This window comes from Methylocaldum sp. 14B, from assembly GCF_002005105.1.
Classification (GTDB): domain Bacteria; phylum Pseudomonadota; class Gammaproteobacteria; order Methylococcales; family Methylococcaceae; genus Methylocaldum.
This window is the reverse complement of record NZ_MSCV01000040.1, coordinates 14645-38145: the sequence shown is the minus strand read 5'-3', so window position 1 is coordinate 38145 and position 23501 is coordinate 14645. Positions and strand designations below refer to the sequence as shown.

Below are 23501 nucleotides of genomic sequence, written 5' to 3'. Positions count from 1 at the left end.
TTAGACTCCTTTCCATCGCAAATCCGCGCCGAGCCGGTTCGCAGCCATGTGCCGGCGCAGTGTATTGAGCCGCATGAAGGGCGACTCGCGGAAATTCCGGTCGGCGAATTTCATCTGCTGCAAACCGGCGCACAAACGCTCGATGGATTCGTCCAAGGAAACTTGCGGGATGAAGTCGGCCGCGAGCGACTTAAACAGCGAGAAATCGACCTTATATGAGCGTTTGTCGGGTGGTGCATCCTTGTTGATGCTGACAGAAGTTCCGGGCACATGCCGCGCCACCGCCTCAGCCAGGTCCTTGACCTGGTAATTGCTCTCGTCCCGCCCGGCGTTGACGGCCAGAAACGCACCTCCGTTATCCGCAGAGCGCTGGACCGCCCATGAAATAGCACGCGCCATATCCTTGACGTCGATAAGCGGACGCCAGGGTGAACCGTCGCTCAAAACCGTGATCTCTCCCGCAGTCACCGCACAGGCGACGAAGTCGTTCAATACGAGGTCTAGCCGCAGCCGGTCCGACATCCCGCACGCGGTGGCAAAGCGTAGGCTGGTGAAAACCATGCCGTTAAGATCGGCATTGGCGAGATCAGCTTCGGTGCCGATCTTCGAGCGCGCATAAGCTGTGAGTGGATTGGTCGGGTCGGTTTCCTTGCGTGCTCCGCCTTCGGCATAGCCATACATCGAGCAACTCGACGCGAAGACGAAATTCTTAACTCCGGCTTCGGCGGCAAGCTTAGCGAGACGCACGCTTGCCCCCCTGTTGACCTCTTCTGTGACCGTCTCGAATTCCTTTCCCATCGGATCGTTCGAAACTGCCGCGAGGTGAACAACAGCATCGACTCTGTCTAGCAGAGGAGACGGAAACTCCCGTACATCGCCGAAAATTTGCCGATCAAGTAACGACTCGGGTAACACGCTCGCATTGGTCAAACAATGTCCAAAAAAACCGGCATCGAAACCAACGAGTTCAGCTCCAGGGCATGTTTGGCGCAAATAACGAACTAAAACAGGGCCGACATAGCCCATATTGCCTGTGATCAAAATTCGCATAAGATATTCTCTTGAATTAGAACGCGCTTCAGCGCTTCACTACCAGATTTTCCAAGGCGCTTTGCCTGATGCCCATAATTCCTCAAGGTGTCGTTTGTCTCGGAGTGTATCCATGGGTTGCCAGAAGCCATGGTGGAAATAGGCGCCGAGTTGCCCCTCTGCTGCCAGACACTCCATCGGCTCGCGCTCCCAAACGGTATCATCCCCTTCTATGTATTCACCAACCTTGGGTGAGAGAACGAAGAAACCGGCATTAACCCAACCCCCATCACCAACAGGTTTTTCCTGAAAGCCTGTAACGCGATCTCCTTCATATTTCACGGAGCCAAAGCGACCAGGCGGCTGTGCAGTCGTAACGGTCGCAAGCATACCGTTACGCTCATGGAGTTCGATAATAGCGCTAACATCAACATCACCTACTCCATCTCCATATGTCAGGCAGAAGGCATCATCACCCTCCACATAGGGCAAAATCCGTTTTATGCGTCCGCCGATCATAGTTTTTTCACCAGTATCGACAAGCGTGACTGTCCATGGCTCAGCATTAACCTGATGAACTTTCATTGCGTTTTGACGCAAATCGAAAGTCACATCGGACATATGTAAGAAATAATTCTGAAAATACTCCTTAATTACATAGCCTTTATAACCTAGACAGACGATAAAATCCGTAACTCCATGATGAGCATATATCTTCATGATATGCCAAAGAATCGGTTTGCCACCGATCTCGATCATTGGTTTTGGCTTGATATCAGTTTCTTCCGCAAAGCGCGTCCCAAGGCCGCCAGCTAACAATACGGCTTTCATAGGTTTCCTTTGTCTTTTTCTACTTTGACGTTATTTATTTACGGATTTGCAAACAATAATAGTGATTTCGAATAAATCACCACAAGCAATCACGGTATCGTAAACAACCGGGACGTGATGTCGCCCTAGCTGCAGAACCTTACTCGCTTGATTGATAAGTAATATTACTTACAATTAATTCTGCAAATGCCAGAGAGCTGGTAAATGCGGGCGAAATTGCATTGAGCACATGCAACGAATTGTCTGTCTTAACTAATATATAGTCCATTTCCAGCTTTCTAGTTTTTATATTCACAAGCTGCGGTCGAATACCAGCCTTAGCAGTCGGGATCATGTCTTCCATTTTCAACGATGGCATTAGCTTTTGCGCCGCCACCAAAAAATTCTTCTTACTGTATTTACCCAACTCCATGCGGGCCAGTTTGCGGAAGTTGCTTTCATTGCGCAAATACATGCCTGCGAGTTGATAGCCGATTTCCAGAGATTCAGCTAGGTTGATGCCTCGCACTATTCCGTAATTTTCGCGCCCGAAGGCAGGAATGGCCGTAGGGCCGACATATACATTCCCATCGATTACGCGCGTGAGGTGTACGCCGAGAAAAGGCATGGATATATCGGGCACGGGGTAAATGTTGGCACGAACCTTGGGATTGGCTGCGCTGCTCAATTTCCAGTAAATACCCTTGAACGGAACTAACGCGTACTCCTGAGCCAAACCGAAACCCTTGGCGACGGTATCGGCATAAGCACCGGCACAATTGATCAAGTAACCATAGCTAATGGCTCCAAGCGTGGACTGCAGCTGTCCTTTGCCCTGCTGACCAGTGATCGCGCAGTTAAAGAAGAATACAACGCCCTGTTGCTCTAGTTTTTCTCTTAATCGTTTTAGTACCGCAGCACTGTCGATAACGGCCGTCGTAGGACAGTAGATGGCTGCCGGACCCGCAGCAGCATATGGTTCGAGTTCCCGTAGCTGCTGATGACTGATGCGTTCTGCAGGGATGTTGTTATCCTTGGCATTCGACATCAGTTTGTTGACTGTTGGTAACTGATCCTCTGACGTAGCAAGAATCACTTTGCCACATTGATTTACCGCGATGCCTTCAGCTTTTGCGAACTCGATCATGCGCCGTGCGCCATTAGCACATACTTTGGCCTTGAGAGTATCGCTGCCATAGTAGATGCCACAATGCATAACACCGCTGTTTCGTCCGCTGGCATGACGACCAGGTGCGTCCTCTTTTTCAAGAACCGCGACATGCGTGCGAGGTTGACGTTTGAGCAGCTCGTAGGCCACCGTGAGGCCAACGATGCCGGCTCCAACAATAACAAAATCGAATGTTTTCCCTGACATTTGAAGGTGCGATTAAACGTTAAACTAACTGCTGTTTCGAATCATGGAGTGGAATGCCTACCCCTCAAATGCTAAATCTAGTGGGTAAATTTGCTTGAAATTTACTGATGAGGAGTTAATGGAAGCTAGAATGCTATCTCTTCAAAGCAGATATGTACGCGGCTGAGGCTTTAGCGTGATTCTATCAAATTCTACCAACTGTGAACCAAATGTTTTCCTCATTGTCTAATTTTGGTTCTGGATTCGGATGTGAAAAACGGTCGATGTGCCAGTGTATGCAATTAGGGAGGATCAGGGAACTGAACGACTTTCCGTGAGCCATCCGCTTTCGATCTCTGGTTCGTTATTACGAGCGTCCGCCACACGCGTTGTTCGTTGTTTTCTCGTTCTCGCCTCCCTCATACTGCCAATGGCCATTCCGCTCTAATTACGCCCATTCCCAACAGTAAGCAAGCTTGATGTGAACCACGACTCATACGGCCCTTGGAAAGGGTAAGCGGCGTCTATTACTCAGTTCTTGAAGAGGATTTTTAGAGCGCGCATCCCCTTCGGCCTTCTTCTCCGATAGACGTATTTCCGGCTTTACACTACGTTTACAAAGCTGAAACGCAAACCTCTGCCCTGCCTTTCTTTTTTACCAACTTAGATGGAGACCTCTGATGTTTCGTCGGTCGGCGCTGCTGGTCTTTCCTGTCCTGCTGTTTACGGTCATCGCCCTGGCCGATCCGCTACCGCCGGGTTCGGTTCCCGCCCCCCCTGAAGCCTTGGACTAACTGGGTGTTGCATGGACAGGAAAATCGCTCCTGTCCGCAAGTACACGGCAGCTCGGAAGAGCGGCGCTGCGTTTGGCCGACGAGTCTCGAATTGGTGTTGGATGATCGTGCCGGCCGGTTCGCGTTGAAGGCTCGCGTTTACGCGGAGAGCTGGTTGCCGCCTCCGGGCGGTGTCGAGCATTGGCCGCAGCAGGTAGAGGTGGATGGAAAAGCGGCCGTTGTCGCAACCGCCGATAATACCCCCGGAATCCACCTCGCTCCGGGGGAGCATACCGTCAAAGGCCGGTTTGTTTGGGGTCGGAACCGGTTTCCGGGCGGTCCGGGTTGGGTGAGGCGTTGGACTCGGCGGCGTATCAACAAGGCGTCCAGTGACGGACTTGTGAAGTATGCTGGCCATCAATGTCTGATAGGGATTCCCTCTTCCGCGGCATTAGCTTGAACATCTTCAAGGTCACGGGATGAGATACGTATATTGACACGCTTGTCCTTGGCAAGCGAAGCGGAGGCTATCGATGCATAGCACGCGATTTCATCCTTGAGATTGGGCACGGATCGCCACTCTTCCCTTTCGAAGGAAGCCAGAATTTCTTCTTCGAGTTTGCTTTCTTTATCCATTTCAAATGTCCTCTGTCAGATATTTGCGGGTCGCTTTCTGATGCACGCGTTCTGCGAAGTCGCAACGACTGGGCAGGGGTATCTCCGAGGATGAAGTCTTACTTTCGAGGGTGAATGCTGCAGGTTAATCCGTCGACGGTGGGCGTAATATCGCGGGGTTCCACCGGATGGAGAAAGCCGGGCGAGACAGTCCAACGATGGCCATCGTCGGTCACCACGGTTACGCTTTTCTTATTGTAGCGTACCAGCGTTCCCGTAATACGGCGAAAGTCGTCGGTATCGAAGCAGACGCGGGCGCCGATCGAGAACTTCAGCATGGTGGCGTGCGCCCGCATCTGCTGGAGAAAGCGCAGGCGCTCGACGATCCGGCGGTTGAGGTCGATGAGTTCGGCCTCGGTGAACTGATCAATGTCTATGGTCATGGAGGGTTACGGGATTCGGTGTGAAGCGACGGTTCTGAGGTTTGGGGTTGCCACCACCAGGGTAATCATTCGTCGAGTTGCCGATGAGGCCCGTAGGCAACCGGATCAGGATATCCCTCATATCGGCTCTGCAGAAAATTACGCTTAGGGAAACTCTGGACAAGCTGATGCCGTTGCCGTTGCCGTTCATGGTTCGACAGGCCCACTACAAACGGAATCAACGCTTTACCGTTCGTCCTGAACCCGTCGAAGGACCTGAGCAGAACTTCCTCAAAAATACGGAGCAAACCATGACCGCTCAACGCAAAGCTTCGTCCGGCGTTGTTGCGAACAACACCTGTTCCGACCAGCGCAGCAGGGTATCGCCGTCGGCCTGCTCGATGAGTCGACGATGTTTCTTGCTGAGTGGACCGAATTTGCGGGTCATCAGACGAAGCAACAATTCAGCCTGTCCTTCCTGCCTGCCTTCTTGTCTTCCTTCCTGTCTGCCTTCCTGTCTGCCTTCTTGTCTTCCTTCCTGTCTTCCAATAAACAATCCTTGCTGCCGACCTTGTTCGATGTAACGGTCTATAAAAGTGGGCATATAGTCCTCCAGGTTGGCAATGTCGGTGAGCAATTCGCGAATGTCGTTTTCTTCCAATATTGGATTCGCTTGCACATAGTAGCGCAATACTACTTCCAACATTTCAAGAGTGGTATCTCGATTCAGGATTTCCCGAACTAGGGGAAGAATGCCTGCCAGCGCCTGCTTCGGATTCGGGTCAAAGATGTGCTTGAGAGCGAGGAGCACCAGGCGGCTCAGCACCGCGTCGCGGACTTTCGCCGGTTCCGGCAGGGTAAGGTCGCACAGCTCGTAGTGGAAATCCGGCACATAGAACGCTAAGTCTTCGTCCAGCACGCCGAACAGGGCATGGAAACGGTCCGGTATCTGCCAGCGCTGCTGGCCATGATAAAGCACCAGCGGCACGATAGGCGGCAGATACTCGCCGGGCTTTTGCTTACGGTGCAGCTCCCAAATACGCACTTGATAACGCAGCAATTGGAGGGCCACCCAGGTGTCCGAATGACTTTTGTGCTCTACCAGCAGATAAATCTTGATTTCCCGATTGCGATGGCGGGCGCTGTACAGCAGGTCGGAAAAATGATGACGCAGGGCTTTTTCCACGAAGCTGTCCTTAGCGATGGCGAGACTCGCCCAATCGATGCGGTCCGCAACGGCTGTGGGCAGATAGTTCCGCAAAAAGCCCTCCGCCACGTCGCGACGGGAGAAGGTTTCGCGGAAAAAACGGTCATGTGGATCGGTAAGGGGCTGGGCCATGGGGCGGTATTATAGCGCTCGCGCGGAATGGTGCTCAGACCCCATGCGCGACGCTTTAATCGCGATCCTTCCGAGCCACATTGGTCGCCAAAGGATTGCTGACCTACGGCTGTTTGAACCAGTAACGATCCACCGGCAAAGCCGGTGGCTTTCGACGGCTGACCCTTCGAAGGGGCCTGACCGCCGTCGGATAAAAGCCATCTCGTCACCCCGGCAGGGAAGGGTGGCTTCGGTGCTCCAATCGCAAACGGTCATCCCAGGAGCGCTGGGATGACCCTTCCAATCGCAAACGGCCTGGCCGGGAGCGCCGGCCACGCCCTTCCCGAAGACACCGTTTGCGATTGGAGTGCCGGGGTCCAGTGACCACGGATGGTTTCGACCGCTCACAATCTCTGTGAACTGGATTCATGCCGCACACTCCCTGTGCGGCACCCTACGGGCGCTTCGCGTGCAAATCGGCCTCGCCACGCTACGCCGTCCCACTTCGCTCGCGAGTCCTGGGCAGTCCTTCCCTGGCCTGCCCGCTCGCCGCATTGCGCCTCGCCCTGCCGATTTGTCCGGCACAAATTTGCCAGGAGCAAATTTGGACGTGCGGAGCACGGTCCGTAGGACGAACCCCAGGGATGGGGTGAGCAATCCCTGCCGGAATGACGGCTTAACTTAATGGCATTGCGGCAGAGCCGGGGGTTTTCCCGCGATAAATAAGCCCTCACCCAACCATATCCCAACGGGAGAGGGTTCTTTCGGAGCTTTCCCCAACGCACTTCGGTCTTCTTCCTCGATAGACGTGTTTCAGGCGTTACACTACCTTTACAAATCTGATAAATGCAAACTCCGCCCCGCCTTCCTCTTACCAATTTAGATGGAGACCCTTCATGTTTCGTCGATCGGCGCTGTTGCTCCTTCCGCTTCTGCTGTTCACGGTCATCGCCCTAGCCGATCCGCTCCCGGCGGATTCGGTCCCCGACTCTCTCAAACCCTGGACCGACTGGGTCTTGCGCGGCCACGAGAATCGATTTTGCCCACAAGTACAAGGCAACCCGGAGGAACGGCGCTGCATTTGGCCGACGAGTCTCGAATTGGTTTTGGACGATCATGCCGGCCGGTTCGCGTTGAAGGCTCGCGTTTACGCGGAGAGCTGGTTGCCGCTTCCGGGCGGTGTCGAGCATTGGCCGCAACAGGTGGAGGTGGATGGAAAACCGGCCGTTGTCGCAACGGTCGAAAATAGCCCCGGAATCCGCCTCGCTCCGGGGGAGCACTCGGTCAAGGGCAGTTTTGTTTGGGACCGCCTGCCGGAAAATCTCGCGGTGCCCACCGACACCGGCATCATTTCTTTGATCGTCAAGGGGCAATCCGTCCCCTTCCCTGCCTTCAACCAACAGGGACAGTTGTGGATCTACAGCGAGGCGTCCGACGATACGGGGCCAGCGGCGAGAGCCGAGACCGTCGACGTGCAGGTTTACCGGCGGATCATGGACAACACCCCGCTGCGCGTGGTGACGCATATCGATCTTGATGTGTCCGGCAGACAGCGCGAGATCGTTCTCGATGGAGCTCTACCGCCCGATTCGATTCCCTTGCAGGTTTCATCTCCCCTGCCCGCCCGTCTTGAGCCAGACGGCAAGCTGCGTTTGCAGCTTCGTCCGGGGCACTGGACCGTTCAACTCGCCGCCCGCTTTCCGGGGCCGGTCGAGTCGCTTCGGCGGCCTCTAAGCGGCGAGCCCTGGCCTGCGGAAGAAATCTGGGTTTTCGACGCTCGGCCGCAATTGCGCGTGGTCGAAATCGAGGGCGTTCCCGCCATCGATCCGCGCCAAACCAATCTTCCGGATGAATGGAAGTCGCTTCCTGCCTACCGGATGGAATCCGGCACCGCGATGGATCTGCGGCTCATACGGCGCGGCGATCCGGAACCGGAGCCCGACAGCCTCACCTTACACAGGCGCATCTGGCTGGATTTCGACGGTGGCGGCTATACCGTGAACGATCTCGTCGGCGGACGTATGACCCGAGATTGGCGGCTGAACGTTCGGCCGGGCGTCGATCTCGGCCGGGTCGCCATCGACGGCGAGCCACAATCGATCACGCGCGAGGACGACACCGGCGCGGTCGGCGTCGAGGTCCGGCGCGGGGCGGTCGATCTTTCCGCCGACAGCCGGATCGACGGAATCCGAACGCTCTCGGCGACCGGCTGGAACAAGGATTTCCGAAGCGTGAGTGCCGAACTCAATCTTCCTCCTGGATGGCGTTTATTCGCCGCGACCGGCGTGGATCACGCACCGGGCACCTGGGTCGCGGAATGGACGCTGCTCGATCTGTTCGTGGTGCTTATCACGGCCATGGCGGTAGCGCGATTGTGGTCCTGGCCGTATGCCGCCTTTACGTTGGTTGCCCTGGCGCTCCTCTGGCACGAGCCGGGCGCGCCGCGTTACGTCTGGCTCAACATTTTGGCGGCGGCGGCCTTGCTGATGGTTTTGCCGGAAGGAAAGATCGCTTCGGCCGTTCGTATTTACCGGAATCTGGCCGTGCTGGCGCTGATTCTGATTGCCATCCCATTCATGGTCGATCAGGCCCGATTCGCGCTTTATCCGCAACTGGAACAGCCCTGGATCGCGATGCCGTCGACGACCGCCCCTTCCGAGTTTCGAAGACAGGCAGAAGAGCCCGTGGAAGCGCCGCAAACCATGGAGTCGTATGCACCCCGGTCGAAGCTGTATAAGCGAGGCGCGCCTCCGGCTGCTCCGTCCGCGGCGGATTTAGGCGGCAGAGCTTTCAAGGAGACCGATCCCAATGCGATCACCCAAACTGGTCCTGGTCTCCCGGAATGGCAGTGGAAATCGATTCCGCTCGGCTGGAGCGGTCCCGTTCTCCGCGATCAGGAAATCGGCCTGGTGCTGCTCTCACCGGCGGTCAATTTGCTGCTGAACTTTCTGCGTATTGCGGTGTTGATCGCGTTGGCCGTGCTGTTTCTGGGCGGACGGCCACGTTTTCGTCCCTTTGCCCCTCATGCGGCCATGCCGCTGTTATTGCTTCCCTTGCTCTTGTTCATACCGGATGCCAAGGCGGATTTTCCCGATCCGGCTTTGCTGGAGGAACTGAAGACGCGCCTGCTCGCACCTCCGGATTGCCTGCCGCAATGCGCCGAGATCCCGCTGCTCAAAATCGAAGCCAAGGGCTCGCAGTTGCGGCAAACCCTGGAAGTCCACGCTCAGGAACTGATCGCCCTGCCCTTGCCGGTAAACGCCGCACAGTGGACGCCCTCGAAAGTCGAGGTCGACAACGTGCCGGCGGAGGGTTTGTTCCGCAATCGGGATGGCGCGCTCTGGCTGGCCCTGATGCCGGGCCGTCATGTCGTCACGCTTTCCGGAATCTTGCCCTCGCGCGATCAGATGCAAATCCCTCTGCCGCTCAAGCCCCGGCGAGCCGAGGCTTCGGGCGAAGGCTGGCGGATCGAAGGCATTCGCGAAAACGGCGTTCCCGACGTTCAATTGCAACTCGTGCGGGTCTCGAACGGCGACCGGCCCGCGGAGGCACTGCCGGCGCTGGAATCCCGGCCTTTGCCGCCGTTTTTGGAGGTCGAGCGCACGCTCAAGATCGGCTTGGACTGGCGCGTGGTCACGGTGGTGCGCCGCGCTTCGCCGCTGGATCGTCCGGTGGTCGTCGGCATTCCGCTCATCGAGGGAGAGTCGGTCGTCACGCCGGGACTACAAGTCGACGGCGGCAAGGTAATGGTCAATCTATTGCCGGGTCAGCATGCAACCAGCTGGGAATCGGTTCTGGCGAAAAGGCCCGCTATCGGTCTAAAGGCTCCGGATACCACCGAGTGGATCGAGATCTGGCGCGCGGACATCAGCCCGATCTGGCACATGCGTCCCGAAGGACTCGTGGTCATCCACCACCAGGACGCGGAAGGCAACTGGCTGCCGGAATGGCGTCCGTGGCCCGGCGAATCCGTTACGCTTCACTTGACTAGGCCTCAAGGCGTACCCGGCAATACGCTGACCATGGACCGCAGCCGGTTGGAATTGAATCCAGGGCTGCATGCCACGGACGCCACCCTGACGCTTAGCCTGCGAAGCTCGCAGGGCGGGCAGCATACGGTAAAACTTCCCGAGAATGCCGAACTTCAATCCGTGACCATCGACGGCGCGATGCAGCCGGTCCGGCAGCAAGAACGGCTGGTTTCGCTGCCGATTCATCCGGGCGAACAGACCGCGACTCTGGTGTGGCGCGACGGAACCGGGATTCGTAGCCGTCTGGTCTCCCCCGAAATCGATCTCGGCGCCCCCAGTGTGAACAGCGCGATTACCTTTTCGCTGGGACACGACCGTTGGGTGCTGTTGGTGGGCGGGCCCCGTCTCGGCCCGGCGGTGTTGTTCTGGGGCGTGCTCATCGTGATCCTATTGCTTTCGGTGGCATTGGGAAAACTGCCGTTGACGCCGGTCAAGGCTTGGCAATGGTTTCTGCTGTTGATCGGCCTCAGCCAGATTCCGGTGGTCGGCGGCATTATCGTGGCCGGCTGGTTGCTGGCCTTGGGGTGGCGGGCGAGTGCCGGACAAAAACTGGACGATACCCGATTCAACCTGCTCCAAGTCGCACTCGCCGTTCTGACCTTGGCCGCCCTCTCTCTTTTGCTGGAGGCGGTTCGGCATGGACTGCTGGGACTGCCCGACATGCAAATCGCCGGCAACGGCTCCGGTCCGTACGAGTTGAACTGGTATCAGGACCGCAGCGGCCCGACGCTTCCCCGTCCCTGGATCGTGTCGGCGCCCCTCTGGGTTTATCGGATGCTGATGCTGGCCTGGGCCTTGTGGCTGGCCTATGCGCTGCTGGATTGGTTGCGCTGGGGATGGAATTGCTATGCCTCGGGAGGCTTATGGCGCCCGCGGAAAAAGAAGGAAAAAGCCGAGCCGGCGAAGCTGGGGGAACCGGGACAGCCTGGTTGATACAGCTATTTGCCTATGGTTCCGAGTTGCCGGGAACGGGGCTGAAACCTTAGAGCGTTTTTCACCGCCATATAGCGGCGTGGAATTGGTCTGATTCGTAGGTTGGCAATCCTTTGCGGACCATCTTGTCGGGAAAGGATTCCCGACCTACTTCGAACGGTTACGCTGGGTCCTAAGTACATTCCGCAAATATTTACGGAATCTCGATAGATTGGCTTGATTGGCGGGGTTGTCCTGCAGGTTGCCTATGCCGCAAGACTTCCCTGAATGTACTTAGAGCGTTTTCCATCCCGGTGTACGGATTCGTGCCAGGAGGGGGGAACGTAGGTCGGCAATCCCTTGCCGACGTATCGGCTCGGCGAAGGGCTTTGTCGGAAGGGCAGCTCTGGCGCTCCCAGAGATGCCGTTTGCGATTGGGAAGGGATTGCCGACCTACATATCCGAATCCCTTACACCGACTCGGAAAACGCTCTAAACTCCTGTTTGGGACCCCATATCTTGAAGCTAGAGCTTCTGAGGTAGGGCTCCGCAGCGAGAGCTTGGGAGCCAGGAAAGACCGGGGTTTCGTAGGGTGGGTTAGGCGCACTCCGGCGTCGACCGGCCGTGGATCACGGCGCTTCGCGTGCGCCGTAACCCACCGGAGCAACGTTCGATGGCCTTGCCGCTTCGCTTTGGTGGGTTACGGTGCGCGCCTGACTCGCCGAGCGACACGCGGATGGATGGACGCGCACCTAACCCACCCTACGATCGGCAGGCAGGTTTCGGGACGTCCGTCTTAGCGGACGCATTACGAACCTTCTTCACCATGCCATTGCCCCCGCGGACAGTTGGCAACCCCGCCCGGCCCTTTTCGGTCATAGTGTCCACCGCCAGCCAGAAACGCTTCAGGATCGCGTTTCTTTCCATCATGATTTCGTGGCGTGCTCCTTTCAATAGCTGCAGCCGTCCGTTCGGCAGTCGGCGCGCGAAGCGTTTTGCCGCGTCGGCATCGACGATCCGGTCGTCGTCGCCGATCAGGATGGTCACGGGCACGTCGATGGACTCGGGGATTCCGCGAGCATTGAGCTTGGCGATCGAGGCGAATGCCGAACGCACCCAGCGATACGTCGCGCCGCGGCGCTCCAGCAGCGGATTGGATTTGACGAGTTCCGGCAAAACCCGGAAGCGTTCGGGATCGCTGGTCAGGGCATTGCCTTCAAACCGCCGCAATGACGGGAGATGATGCCGTTCCCCGGGGGCCTGTAAGTCCGCGAATCCCATGCCGGCGACGGCGCCGACCAGTATGGGCGCGAACCAGCGCGGCCAGCCCTTGGTTTTGAGGTCGATCATGGGCGCGCAAAGCAGTGCGCCGTCGACTTTCAAGCGCCGTTCGGCCATGAACCGCAAGGCGACATGCCCGCCGGTGGAATGGGCGATGACATATCGGTTGGCTTCCGGAACGCACCACACTTCCCGGATGAACAAGGCGATGTCTTCCAGATAATCGTCGAAGGATGTCACGTCGACTTTTTTCCGACCTTTCGAGAAGCGGTCCGACATCCCCTGTCCGTGCCAGTCGAACGAATAAACATAAAGGCCCCTGGCGGTAAGGCCTTCGACGATTTCGCGATATTTCTCCAGACATTCGGCGCGGCCCTGAAGCAGCAGCACGGATCCCCGTTTCAACGCATGGGCGGGGCGAGCGATACCGTAGCGGATGGTCGCTCCCTCGGCCGTCCGCAAATTCCCGACGAAGTCGAATGGCGTGGCGAACGGAAACGTACGCGTTGATCGCTTCGCCGGATGGGCAACGAATAAAGGTGGCTCTCCGTAGGAAGGAAATGATGTCGTGGCCACGATGATTCTTCCGCTGTTCGAGTGTCAAACTAGTGTTAAGGTAAAAGCCTGCCACAAGCCTGAATGACGGACCGGTGGCAACCGTCCCTATAAATGAAAATTAACCCGCCGTACCCCGGCGCCAGAAAAGGTGCAGTCTCATGGACTCCATTCACAGAAACCGTCTGAGTTCCGAAACCAGTCCCTATTTGCTGCAACATGCCGACAATCCGGTCGACTGGTACCCTTGGGGCGACGAGGCGCTCGAAAAAGCCCGCAAGGAAGACAAACCGATCTTGCTGTCCATCGGGTATTCGGCCTGCCACTGGTGCCACGTGATGGCTCATGAATCGTTCGAGGACGAGGCGACCGCGGCGGTGATGAACGAGCTGTTCGTCAACATCAAGGTGGATCGCGAGGAACGGCCGGATTTGGACAAGATCTATCAGCTAGCGCATCAAATTATCGCCCGCCGTCCCGGCGGCTGGCCGCTGACCATGTTTCTCAATCCGCACAATCAGTTACCGTTCTTCGGCGGCACCTATTTCCCGAATACCGCTCGCTATCAGTTACCGGCATTCCGTTCCTTGCTGGCCCAGGTTGCCGAATACTATCGCCGACACAAACAAGATCTTGAGGACCACGGCAAGTCTTTTGCCGACATCCTGCAATCCATTAGACAAGCAGAAGGCTCGGAAGCTCCGGATGCCGGTGTCCTTATCCGGGCGGAGCGCGAGTTGGAAGCCAATTTCGACAGCGTCAACGGCGGATTCGGCGATGCGCCGAAGTTTCCCCAATTGTCCAATCTCGAATTTCTGCTGCGTTTATGGGGCCAGAACCCGAACGAGCATGCATCCGCTCTTCGCATAGTGACGACGACGCTTACCAAGATGGCGGAAGGCGGGATTTACGATCACATCGGCGGCGGGTTCGCCCGCTATTCGGTAGACACCGCTTGGGAAATTCCCCATTTCGAGAAAATGCTGTACGACAACGGCGTTTTTTTGTCTCTGTATGCCGAGGCTTGGCGAGCGACCCAAGATCCATTGTTCCGGAAGGTCTCGGAGGAGACGGCGGAATGGGCCGTACGGGAGATGCAATCGCCTGAAGGCGGTTTCTATTCGAGTCTGGACGCGGATTCCGAGGGTGAGGAAGGCAAGTATTACGTTTGGAATCGGGCGGAAATAAAAGACCTTCTTTCGTCCGAGGAATATGCCGTCGTGGAGCTCCATTACGGTCTGGATCGAAGCCCCAATTTCGAGGGCCATTGGCATCTGCACGTGGAAACACCGCTTCGGGAGGTGGCCGCCCGTTTGAGCACCGATCAGGCGGAAGCCGAGCGCCGACTGGCATCCGCGCGCGCTGCCCTATTCCAGGCTCGCGAAAAGCGGATCAGGCCGGGACGCGACGACAAGGTGCTGACGGCCTGGAACGGCTTGATGATCAAGGGACTGGCTTCCGCCGGCCGGTTGCTGGAGCGGAAGGATTGGATCGACGCGGCGGACCGGGCCTTCGAGTTTCTGCGCCGGGAGCTATGTGTCGAGGAAAGCCGGCTGCTGGCGACTTACAAGGATGGCAGAGCCCATTTGAATGGGTATTTGGACGACTACGCGTTTCTGCTCGACGCCGGTCTGGAACTCCTGCAATGCGAGTGGCGAACGGAGCGCCTCGATTGGCTCTCGAAGCTGGCCGACCAGCTTCTCGCCCGTTTCGAAGACCGGGAACAAGGCGGATTTTTCTTCACCTCGGACGATCACGAAGAACTGATCCAGCGGCCGAAAACGCTCATGGACGAATCGATGCCTTCGGGTAACGGCGTTGCTGCGTTGGCCTTGCTGCGCCTCGGCCATCTGGTGGGCGAGTACCGCTACACCGAAGCCGCGGAACGTACGCTGCGGGCTGCCATGCCGTCGGTGCGCCAATATCCCCATGCCCACGGTGCCTTGCTGAATGCCATGCTGGATTGGCTATATCCGCCGCAATTCATCGTGCTGCGAGGAAGGCCGGAAGCTTTTCGGCCTTGGATCGATGCGGTCCGTGATACGCCGGCTGCCGGCGCGCAGCGCCTGGTGTTCGCGATACCCGCCGAGGAAAAGTCCTTGTCCGGCACTTTGGCCGAACGCAAGGCGGAGACGGGGGAAATTGCTTATGCGTGTTCGGGCATGACATGCCTCGCACCGATCCGCGCCTTGCCGGAGTTCAGGGATTTTCTGAGAATGCCTATCAGGACGACGTTATAGAGCGGGCTAGGTCTAATCGGATATGGTTTTTTGCTGGTGGACGAGCATTGTGTAGGTCGGCGATCCCTTGCCGACGGAGTTGCATGTCGGGAAGCTGCGTCGGGAAAGGATTCCCGACCTACCTCGCTGGTGGACAAGTATTGCGTAGGTCGGCAATCCCTTGCCGACGGAGCCGCATGTCGGGAAGCTGCGTCGGGAAAGGATTCCCGACCTACCTCGCTGGTGGACAAGTATTGCGTAGGTCGGCAACCCTTTGCCGACGGAGCCGCATGTCGGGAAGCTGCGTCGGGAAAGGATTCCCGACCTACCTCGCGGTGCCGGTTCGTAGGTCGGCAATCCCTTGCCGACGGAGGCGCATGTCGGGACGCTGCGTCGGGAAAGGATTCCCGACCTACCTCGGGCGCTACGCCAAACCGGAAAATGCTCTAGCATGCCCTTGCGTGGACCCAGCACCAAACTTATCGGGAGTGTGTCATAAGCACGTTTTCGTCAAGTGAAGAAAATTAGGAGCAACCCCCATACCGTTTCATCGATTGCCGAGCTCAAGCCGAGGTCCGCCGCTGTCTATCGGCCCGATGCCGAGACGGAATCGCCGGTGGAGGAGCGGCTTTACGTTCGAGGGGATGAATTTTTCATCGATCTGGTGCGCGACATCAACGCGGCCGTCCGGGAGGTTCAGCTCGAGACCTATATTTTCGAACTGGACGCCGTCGGGCGCGCCTTCATTGCCGCGATGAGCCATGCCCATCAGCGGGGTGTCAGAGTCCGCTTCCTGGTGGATGGCGTGGGACTGCCGCTTGCCGGAGGCCGCTTGCTCGCCGCGCTCGAGGAGTCGGGATTTCCGTTCCGGATATTCCATCCGATTCCATGGTTTTTCCGTCATTGGCGGCACATGGCGGGTGGCCGGGCGGTGCCGCCGCGATTCTTGCAGCTATTGACCCGGCTCAACAACCGCAATCACCGGAAGGTCTGCACAATAGATCGAAGGATCGCCTGGATCGGCAGTTTCAATGTCTGCGCGCTACATCTTCCGGTCGCGCACGGCGGCGAAGAATGGAGGGACACGGCGGTTCGCATCGAGAACATCGACACCCGGCCGCTCGAACAGGCGTTCCGGCGCGCATGGAATCCTTGGCGCTGGCATCCTCTCCGACACCGAACGTCACTGCGGTCTCCCTTCCGTCTGAACGACACCCGGCGCCAGCGCCGCGCGCGCACGAGGGAGCTCCTGCGGCGGATCGGCCGAAGCAAGCGGCGAATCTGGATCACCAACGCGTATTTCGTTCCGGACGAGCGTCTTCTGCACGAGATCAACCGAGCCGCGGAGCGAGGGGTCGACGTTCGCATCATTCTCCCGTCGATATCCGACATCTTTTTCATGCCGTGGACCTCGGCGACGTTCTACGGCAGTCTGCTGGATCACGGGGTGAAAATTTACGAGTATCAGCCGGGCGTTCTGCACGCCAAGACCATCATTATCGACGAGTGGATGACGGTGGGTTCGAGCAACATGAATTCGCGGAGTCTACGGCACGATCTGGAAGTCGATTACGTGCTGCGTCAAGCCGGTACGAAGGCGGCCCTGGCGTCTGCGTTTCTAAGGGATTTGAAGCACTCCAAGGAAATATCGCCCGAGGCTTACCCGAACCGGCCGTTATGGCAGCGCTTTCTGGCACATTTGGTTCTGTTCGCGAAGTATTGGATTTGAAAGGGCAGTCGTCGGCAAAGGATTGCCGACCTACGTCTGCGCCGCCAATTAGGTCGGGAATCCTTTCCCGACGCAGCGTCCCGACATGCGGCTCCGTCGGCAAGGGATTGCCGACCTACGAACCGGCACCGCGAGGTGGGTCGGGAATCCCTTGCCGACGCAACGGGTTCGTCGGTAAGGGACTGCCGACCTATATCTACACCTATAGGGTGCAGCGGGTGGACGAACCGCACCGATCACGACCGGCGAGATTCCTTGTCGCAGAAAATTGGTCGGCGCGTTTCGCGCACTTCCAGGAGCCGGGCTTACACGCTACCGCAGCGAGCGGCTCATTCCTCTGAACGTACCTTAAGCCATTCGGCGATCGCCGGCGGGATGTCCTTCTGCGAGCGGCTGCTGACGTAGATCCCGATGTGGCCGCCCTTGAAAACGATCGTGCCGTAATCCTTGGTGCCGACGTATTTCTCCAAGGGAATGGAAGCCGACGGCGGAACGAGATGGTCTTCGGTGGCGTAGACATTCAGCACCGGCATCTTGATCTGCTTGAGATCGATGGTCCGCCCGCCGATTTTCAAGGTTCCCTTGATCAACCGGTTTTCCTGATAGAAGCATTTGATGAACTGCCGGAACAGTTCGCCGGGCTGATCCGGACTATCGAAAATCCACTTCTCCATGCGCAGGAAATTCTTGAGGCGGTCCTCGTCCTCCAGAATGTCTGCCATATCCACGTATTTCTGGCCGGTCAGCCGGAACGGCTTCAAGGACAGGAAGCTCCAGTTGAGCAGCTCGCCGGGAATATTCCCCAGGGTATCGACCATGAGGTCCACATCGAGATCGCGATACCAGTGGCTCAATGTGTTGTCCGGCGTGTGGAAGTCGACCGGGGTCACCATGGTGATCAAATTGCGCACCCTTTCGGGGTGCAGGGCCGTATAGCACAGGCTCAGGGTGCCGCCTTGGCAGATCCCGAGCACGTTGATGCTGGGCAGGTCGTGCTGTTTGCAGACGAAATCGACACACCGGCGTATGTACCGGTTGACGTAGTCCTCCAGGTCGAGAAACCGGTCGGCTCCATCGGGATAACCCCAATCGATCAGGTAAACGTCGACGCCTTGATCGAGCAACCCGCGGATGATGGAACGGTCTTCCTGAAGATCCGTCATGTAAGGACGGTTCACCAAGGCATAAACGATCAGCAGCGGAACGGTCGAGACTTGTTCCCGCCGCGGGCGATAACGGTAAAGAACGAGTTTGTCCTCCCGGTAAACCGGATCCTTGGGGCTCGCTTCCACGTCGACTCGGCCGATCTTGCTGAGCGTGGTCATCCCGTTCGCGATTCGGCGGTTGAATTCAAAAAGCTCTTGAGTAATCTGTTCCGGGCGTAGCATCGCTCGCTCCTCGATAACTTAGGTAGATGTCTTGGCCCTCGTTCTGCGTGGCGCGCTGGGTGTTTCGCTCTTTTCGCCTCGCGCTTGCCCGCGCAGGTTTTCCAACTCGCGCTGCAAGGCCGAAACTTCGGCCCGAAGCTCCAGTACGCCGGATTCCTCCAGCGTCTGTTCCAACTGCCAAACCCGCCGCTGCAACTGATGAACGCGGCGGTGACTGGTGTCCAGCTCGCGGCGCGTCGGCATGTTGAATGCGCTGAGGGTCTCCTCGACCATCTTCTGTTCCTGGCGTTTTACGGCAAAGACAGCGTTGGTCAACAGGGTTTGAGCCTGGGTGAATTCATCCGAAGTCGATATATCGGTGTAGGCCTGTTCGCTACAGTCGATCCACAAGTTGTAAAGGGCGCGCAGACTGTCGAACGATTCTCTTTTTTGGGCTTTTTCGTAAAGCTCGTTGGCGAACAGATCGATGGCTTTCGCCGTTATTCCCGAAAGGGACAGAGCATACGCCTGGAGAGCCTGATAATAATCGAGCCATAGCAAGCCCCAGCGTTGCAGCTCTTCCTGCCATTCGCGGGTATAGCCGATGGTCGGCATCGACAGGAGGCCAACCATGCCCTGGTGCAAGGTTTCCGGGCCGTATGGGGAGCCGAATCCGCGTACCGCCTTCTCCATGTCGCCCGGCAAGATCGAGAACGCCGAGCAGACGCGGCGCCAGTTGTCCAAAGGCATGCCCCAGAAGGTGGCGAACCCGGACCAGGGATCCTTGGCGGCCCGAAGCTGCTCCCCGAATTGTTCGTGCATCTGCCTGACGCTGCGGCTGAGCGCATCCCACTGGCTTTCCGCGCCTTGAGCGGCCCCGTAGCTGTTGGAAAGAATCTTCCACAATCCCTCTCCCATGCGGAAATAGGCTTTATTGGCGTCCAGCAGCTTTCCGATCGATTCGCGGGAGTGTCCCGGTATCAGGGGCATCCAAAAGGTGCCCCATAGATCGAAAAGGCGTGACCACGAGTCGGCTGGCGCTTTCTCATCCGTCGCCCCGGGTTTGGATTCGAAGGTTTGCCGCGAAAGTTCGAGCCAGAGATCCCAGCTCTTCCGTTGCGTAGCGATCCAGAAATCGCCCCAGTCGAACGGACCGGGTCCAGCTTCCGGGCCTGCTCCCTCGGAAACCGCTCGAGGTTCTTCGATCGCCTTACGGGAAAGATCGGACCACGACTCCCAGTACTTGCGTTGCGTGTCTAGCCAGAGACGAGCCCAGGCATCCACTGGGGAGGAAGATTGATCAGTCATTCGAGTCTCCGTTGGTCGGATTTGTTACGGCATGACGCCGTGTCGATACTATACCAGATCAATGTTGCGACGCAGCATTGTAAACCGGAGGTGAACCGCTTGTTTCCTCGCGGCGAAGACGTGATCGAAGCGTTTCGTTTTCGATACGCATAAAAACATCTGGTCTGTCGTTTGCCAGTACGAAAATCGTCATTCAAAGACATCCGACCTGTGTTTTGCAGGCACGGTTCCCGAATCGGATCACTATTACTTTTTACACATCAATGCTCTTGCTGAATGTAAGTATTCCGGCCTATTGATCGGCTTGTCCCGCTCCGGTATGGTGCAGTGCACCACTGATACTGCCGGATTCCCAGCGTGTTTAAACCCTTGTTAAGGAGCTTGTGATGAACACTCGTCAAATGTGCGATCAATGGTTCGAGATCAACCGCGCGGCGTTCGATCCGTTGATGCGTTGGAACGAAATCGCCCTTCAGGCGGCCGAAAGGATGGCCGGTAATCGGCAAGTTTACGATCAATGGTTCGAGATGAACCGTATAGCGGTCGACCCGTTCATGCGGTGGAACGAGATTGCGTTACAGGCCGTCGAGAAAGTCGCCAAATGCAATTTGGCCATGGCTCAGGACTATTTGGAGATGGGAACGCGCCAGGCGCAATTGAATTGCGAAACGAGAGATCCCGACAAATGGAAGGACGGGGAACGGAAACTGATTTCCGAATTCGGTCAAAAGATCGCGGACCACGCAGGAGACTATCTGCGAGTGGCGAAGGAAACCCAGGACGCATTCAACGAGTGGGCCAATCAGACGGCGAAAGAAACCGCGGAGAGAGCGGCGCGCGCGGCCGAAACCACCGCGCGGGCCGGCGGCGAGACTGCCAAAGCCGCGGCCGGCGCCGAAGGGCAACAGGCACCGCGAGGAGCTCAGAAAGGATGAGTTACGGTTTGGATTGAGCGCATTTCCATCAGACCGTAAGGCGACGGGCCGGTTGTCCGCCCTCCGACACCGGCCCTTTCCTATTTCAAAATTCAGTCTCAACAAGAGGTCAATCAATGCAAGATGTAGTAATCGTAGGCGCCGTGCGTACGGCGATCGGTAAATTCGGCGGCACTCTCGCCAATATTCCGGCCGTACATCTCGGAGCCAAGCTCGTCCTGGATCTGCTTTCCAAAACCGGCCTCGAGCCGCAGCAGATCGACGAAGTCATCATGGGACAGGTGCTCACCGCCGGTACCGGGCAAAATTCGGCCCGACAAACGGCGATCAAGGCCAATCTTCCGGTCGAAGTGTCGGCCACCACGATCAACAAAGTATGCGGGAGCGGCCTCAAGGCGGTACAACTGGCCGTGCAGTCGATCCAGTGCGGGGACTCGGAAATCGTGATTGCGGGCGGTCAGGAGAACATGAGCGCGGCCCCTCACCTGCTGCCCAATTCGCGCAACGGAGTCAAAATGGGCGACTGGACGCTCATCGACAGCATGATCGTGGACGGGCTTTGGGATGCCTTCCACGACTGCCACATGGGCTGCACCGCGGAAAATATCGTCGATCAGTACGGAATATCCCGGGAAGAACAGGATGCTTTCGCCGCCGCCTCCCAGCAAAAGACGGAAGCCGCGCAAAAGGCGGGGAAATTCCGGGACGAGATCGTGCCGATCGAAGTTCCGCAGCCCAAAGGTCCGGCCATCGTGTTCGATACCGATGAATTTCCGCGTGCGGGCACCACCGCCGAAGCGCTGGCAAAGCTGAAACCCGCCTTTCGGCCGAACGGTACCGTCACGCCGGGCAACTCGTCCGGTATCAACGACGGGGCGGCTGCGGTGCTGGTGATGTCCGCGCATATGGCCGAGCGATACGGTTTGAAGCCTTTGGCCCGTATCGCGGCCTTCGGCACCGCGGGTGTCGAGCCGGCGATCATGGGAACCGGTCCGATTTCGGCGACGCGGCGTTGTCTCAACCGGGCCGGATGGACCATCGATGATCTCGATTTGATCGAAGCGAACGAAGCTTTCGCGGCCCAGGCGATCGCGGTCAACCGCGAACTTGGATGGGATACCGACAAGCTCAACGTCAACGGCGGCGCCATAGCGCTCGGGCACCCGATCGGCGCGTCCGGCGCGAGGATTCTGGTCACCCTGTTGCACGAAATGCGCCGCCGCGACGTACACAAAGGCGTCGCCACGCTTTGCATCGGCGGAGGTCAGGGCATCGCCGTCGCCGTGGAGCGGTAGACGGAGATTGGCGGTCGATAAGCCATATCGGCTTTGTCAGGATTTGTACAACTGCTGGGAGAAGCCGGACCTGAGCACATTTGTCGGCAAGGGATTGCCGACCTACGATTTTCATAATTTGTAGGCCGGGGCAAGGGGGCAGCCGATCCCGGCATTTCCGAATGGTTCGGTCCGGCCCGGCCCAGCTTTATACCTAGCACGGAGGATTTTCTCATGAATGGACGAGTGGCCGTCGTAACCGGGGGAACCGGAACTATCGGCACCGAAATATGCAGGCACCTGGCCGCGATGCCTAGCCGCGTCGTTGCCCTTTGCCGTCCGCGGGCGCTAGACTGTATCACCGACGCGTGGGAGGCGGCGCGCAAGAGCGAAGGCTACGAGATGCACGCCATGGAATGCGATGTCACGGATTTCGGGCACACCACTGCCGTGTTCGAAGACATCGCGCGCAAGTACGGCGGGGTAGACGTTCTCGTCAATGCCGCAGGCGTCACAAGCGACGCAACCTTGCGCAGAATGACGCCCGAGCAGTGGCATACGGTGCTCCGTACCAATCTCGACGGCGTGTTCAACACCACGCGCTGCATCATCGAAGGAATGCAGGATCGCGGCTTCGGCCGCATTATCAACATCTCCTCGGTGAACGGCCAAAAGGGCCAGTTCGGCCAGGCGAACTATGCCGCCAGCAAGGCCGGAATTCACGGGTTCACGATGTCCGTCGCTCGCGAAGTCGCGAAAAAGGGAGTTACCGTAAACACGGTATCGCCGGGTTATATCGAATCGCCGATGATCATGAGCGTCCCGGAAGAGCATCGCGCTAAAATCCTGGCGGAAATCCCGGTCGGCCGGTTCGGTCGGCCCTCGGAAGTCGCCCGGCTGATAAGCTTTTTGGCGGGTGATGAGGCTGGATTCATCACGGGAGCCGATTTCTCGATCAACGGCGGCCAACATATGGGGTAGGCCGCATGACAACCCCGGAATATGAGCAACGCATACAACGAACGCATCATCAAGAAATATCCCAACCGGCGCCTATACGACACGGCCATCAGTAAATACGTTACGTTTGGGGACATCCGCGGACTCGTAAGAGACGCTATCAAGTTCCGGGTGGTGGACGCGAAAACCGACGAGGACATCACCCGGAGCACTCTCTTGCAGCTGATCCTGGAAGAAGAGGAAAAAGGCCAGCCGATCTTCACCACCGAGATTCTGGAACAGATCATCCGGACCTACGGCAATGCGATGCAAGGCTTCATGACGGCCTATCTCAAGGAAAGCATGGATGTCTTTCTAAAGCAGCAAAAGCTGATGCAGGCCCAGATGGCAAATCTGATCAAGAACGCTCCCTTGTCCGTGTTTACGGAGTTGACCCGGCAGAACCTGAAGCTTTGGCAAACGATGCAGGACGGCTTTTTCTCGGCATACGGACTTGATAAAGCGAGCGGGACTAACGATGGAAAGGACGAAGAAAACAAACGCCCTTACCCTCTTCCAGAGGGAGAGGGGACTAAAGGCGATTCGGCGTAAGTCCTTTACGGTATGGCT

Annotated in this window: 16 protein-coding genes; 7 read left to right on the top strand and 9 right to left on the bottom strand. The window is 57.6% G+C overall.

Annotated features, from left to right (window positions below):
- The 6 genes from B2A78_RS22400 to B2A78_RS22375 all read right to left on the bottom strand — a co-directional run bounded on the left by B2A78_RS22400 (position 1) and on the right by B2A78_RS22375 (position 6342).
- Positions 1-1050 (bottom strand): SDR family oxidoreductase, encoded by a 1050-nt coding sequence (locus B2A78_RS22400; RefSeq protein WP_077732277.1) that lies wholly within the window; start codon positions 1048-1050, stop codon positions 1-3.
- 39 nt (positions 1051-1089) lie between these two features.
- On the bottom strand, positions 1090-1860 hold the full coding sequence (gene rfbF / locus B2A78_RS22395) for a glucose-1-phosphate cytidylyltransferase (RefSeq protein WP_077732276.1): 771 nt from the start codon (positions 1858-1860) through the stop codon (positions 1090-1092).
- A 139-nt stretch (positions 1861-1999) separates the two neighbouring features.
- Positions 2000-3214 (bottom strand): L-2-hydroxyglutarate oxidase, encoded by a 1215-nt coding sequence (gene lhgO / locus B2A78_RS22390; RefSeq protein WP_077732275.1) that lies wholly within the window; start codon positions 3212-3214, stop codon positions 2000-2002.
- A 1169-nt stretch (positions 3215-4383) separates the two neighbouring features.
- On the bottom strand, positions 4384-4602 hold the full coding sequence (locus B2A78_RS22385) for an antitoxin (RefSeq protein ID WP_205780874.1): 219 nt from the start codon (positions 4600-4602) through the stop codon (positions 4384-4386).
- A gap of 98 nt (positions 4603-4700) precedes the next feature.
- Positions 4701-5024 carry a hypothetical protein gene (locus B2A78_RS22380; RefSeq protein ID WP_077732274.1) on the bottom strand — a complete coding sequence of 108 codons (324 nt, stop codon included), beginning with the start codon at positions 5022-5024 and terminating at the stop codon, positions 4701-4703.
- Between the two features lie 298 nt (positions 5025-5322).
- Positions 5323-6342: an Rpn family recombination-promoting nuclease/putative transposase gene (locus tag B2A78_RS22375; RefSeq protein WP_077732273.1), complete on the bottom strand. Its 1020-nt coding sequence runs from the start codon at positions 6340-6342 to the stop codon at positions 5323-5325.
- 875 nt (positions 6343-7217) lie between these two features.
- Here B2A78_RS22375 and B2A78_RS22370 point away from each other — a divergent pair.
- Positions 7218-11285 carry a hypothetical protein gene (locus B2A78_RS22370; RefSeq protein WP_077732272.1) on the top strand — a complete coding sequence of 1356 codons (4068 nt, stop codon included), beginning with the start codon at positions 7218-7220 and terminating at the stop codon, positions 11283-11285.
- A 741-nt stretch (positions 11286-12026) separates the two neighbouring features.
- Here the strand turns inward: B2A78_RS22370 and B2A78_RS22365 are convergent.
- A complete protein-coding gene (locus tag B2A78_RS22365; protein WP_168175524.1) occupies positions 12027-13121 on the bottom strand; it encodes an alpha/beta hydrolase in 1095 nt (364 codons plus the stop codon).
- A 140-nt stretch (positions 13122-13261) separates the two neighbouring features.
- Between B2A78_RS22365 and B2A78_RS22360 the strand changes: the two genes are divergently transcribed.
- Together B2A78_RS22360 and B2A78_RS22355 are read left to right on the top strand one after the other, a co-directional pair.
- Positions 13262-15340 carry a thioredoxin domain-containing protein gene (locus tag B2A78_RS22360; RefSeq protein WP_077732270.1) on the top strand — a complete coding sequence of 693 codons (2079 nt, stop codon included), beginning with the start codon at positions 13262-13264 and terminating at the stop codon, positions 15338-15340.
- Positions 15341-15833: 493 nt separating this feature from the next.
- Positions 15834-17048 carry a phospholipase D-like domain-containing protein gene (locus tag B2A78_RS22355; protein ID WP_077732269.1) on the top strand — a complete coding sequence of 405 codons (1215 nt, stop codon included), beginning with the start codon at positions 15834-15836 and terminating at the stop codon, positions 17046-17048.
- Positions 17049-17377: 329 nt separating this feature from the next.
- Here B2A78_RS22355 and phaC read toward each other — a convergent pair whose 3' ends face one another.
- Positions 17378-18436: a class III poly(R)-hydroxyalkanoic acid synthase subunit PhaC gene (gene phaC, locus B2A78_RS22350; protein ID WP_077732268.1), complete on the bottom strand. Its 1059-nt coding sequence runs from the start codon at positions 18434-18436 to the stop codon at positions 17378-17380.
- Between the two features lie 18 nt (positions 18437-18454).
- Positions 18455-19723, bottom strand: coding sequence for a class III poly(R)-hydroxyalkanoic acid synthase subunit PhaE (gene phaE / locus B2A78_RS22345; protein WP_077732267.1), 1269 nt, complete (start codon positions 19721-19723; stop codon positions 18455-18457).
- A 386-nt stretch (positions 19724-20109) separates the two neighbouring features.
- Between phaE and B2A78_RS22340 the strand changes: the two genes are divergently transcribed.
- The 4 genes from B2A78_RS22340 (at position 20110) to phaR (ending at position 23483) form a co-directional block, all read left to right on the top strand.
- Complete coding sequence (locus B2A78_RS22340) at positions 20110-20658, top strand: phasin family protein (protein ID WP_077732266.1); 549 nt, start codon at positions 20110-20112, stop codon at positions 20656-20658.
- A gap of 116 nt (positions 20659-20774) precedes the next feature.
- The gene (locus B2A78_RS22335; RefSeq protein ID WP_077732265.1) at positions 20775-21953 is read left to right on the top strand and encodes an acetyl-CoA C-acetyltransferase; all 1179 of its coding nucleotides are present in this window, start codon (positions 20775-20777) and stop codon (positions 21951-21953) included.
- Between the two features lie 213 nt (positions 21954-22166).
- Positions 22167-22913, top strand: a complete 747-nt coding sequence (phbB, locus tag B2A78_RS22330; RefSeq protein ID WP_077732264.1) for an acetoacetyl-CoA reductase — start codon at positions 22167-22169, stop codon at positions 22911-22913.
- 21 nt (positions 22914-22934) lie between these two features.
- A complete protein-coding gene (gene phaR, locus B2A78_RS22325; RefSeq protein WP_077732263.1) occupies positions 22935-23483 on the top strand; it encodes a polyhydroxyalkanoate synthesis repressor PhaR in 549 nt (182 codons plus the stop codon).
- Positions 23484-23501 lie beyond the last annotated feature (18 nt).

Coding starts and splice junctions, on each gene's coding strand:
- B2A78_RS22400 (WP_077732277.1), bottom strand. CDS start 1,050: ATGCGAATTTTGATCACAGGCAATATGGGCTATGTCGGCCCTGTTTTA.
- rfbF (WP_077732276.1), bottom strand. CDS start 1,860: ATGAAAGCCGTATTGTTAGCTGGCGGCCTTGGGACGCGCTTTGCGGAA.
- lhgO (WP_077732275.1), bottom strand. CDS start 3,214: ATGTCAGGGAAAACATTCGATTTTGTTATTGTTGGAGCCGGCATCGTT.
- B2A78_RS22385 (WP_205780874.1), bottom strand. CDS start 4,602: ATGGATAAAGAAAGCAAACTCGAAGAAGAAATTCTGGCTTCCTTCGAA.
- B2A78_RS22380 (WP_077732274.1), bottom strand. CDS start 5,024: ATGACCATAGACATTGATCAGTTCACCGAGGCCGAACTCATCGACCTC.
- B2A78_RS22375 (WP_077732273.1), bottom strand. CDS start 6,342: ATGGCCCAGCCCCTTACCGATCCACATGACCGTTTTTTCCGCGAAACC.
- B2A78_RS22370 (WP_077732272.1), top strand. CDS start 7,218: ATGTTTCGTCGATCGGCGCTGTTGCTCCTTCCGCTTCTGCTGTTCACG.
- B2A78_RS22360 (WP_077732270.1), top strand. CDS start 13,262: ATGGACTCCATTCACAGAAACCGTCTGAGTTCCGAAACCAGTCCCTAT.
- phaC (WP_077732268.1), bottom strand. CDS start 18,436: ATGCTACGCCCGGAACAGATTACTCAAGAGCTTTTTGAATTCAACCGC.
- phaE (WP_077732267.1), bottom strand. CDS start 19,723: ATGACTGATCAATCTTCCTCCCCAGTGGATGCCTGGGCTCGTCTCTGG.
- B2A78_RS22340 (WP_077732266.1), top strand. CDS start 20,110: ATGAACACTCGTCAAATGTGCGATCAATGGTTCGAGATCAACCGCGCG.
- B2A78_RS22335 (WP_077732265.1), top strand. CDS start 20,775: ATGCAAGATGTAGTAATCGTAGGCGCCGTGCGTACGGCGATCGGTAAA.
- phbB (WP_077732264.1), top strand. CDS start 22,167: ATGAATGGACGAGTGGCCGTCGTAACCGGGGGAACCGGAACTATCGGC.
- phaR (WP_077732263.1), top strand. CDS start 22,935: ATGAGCAACGCATACAACGAACGCATCATCAAGAAATATCCCAACCGG.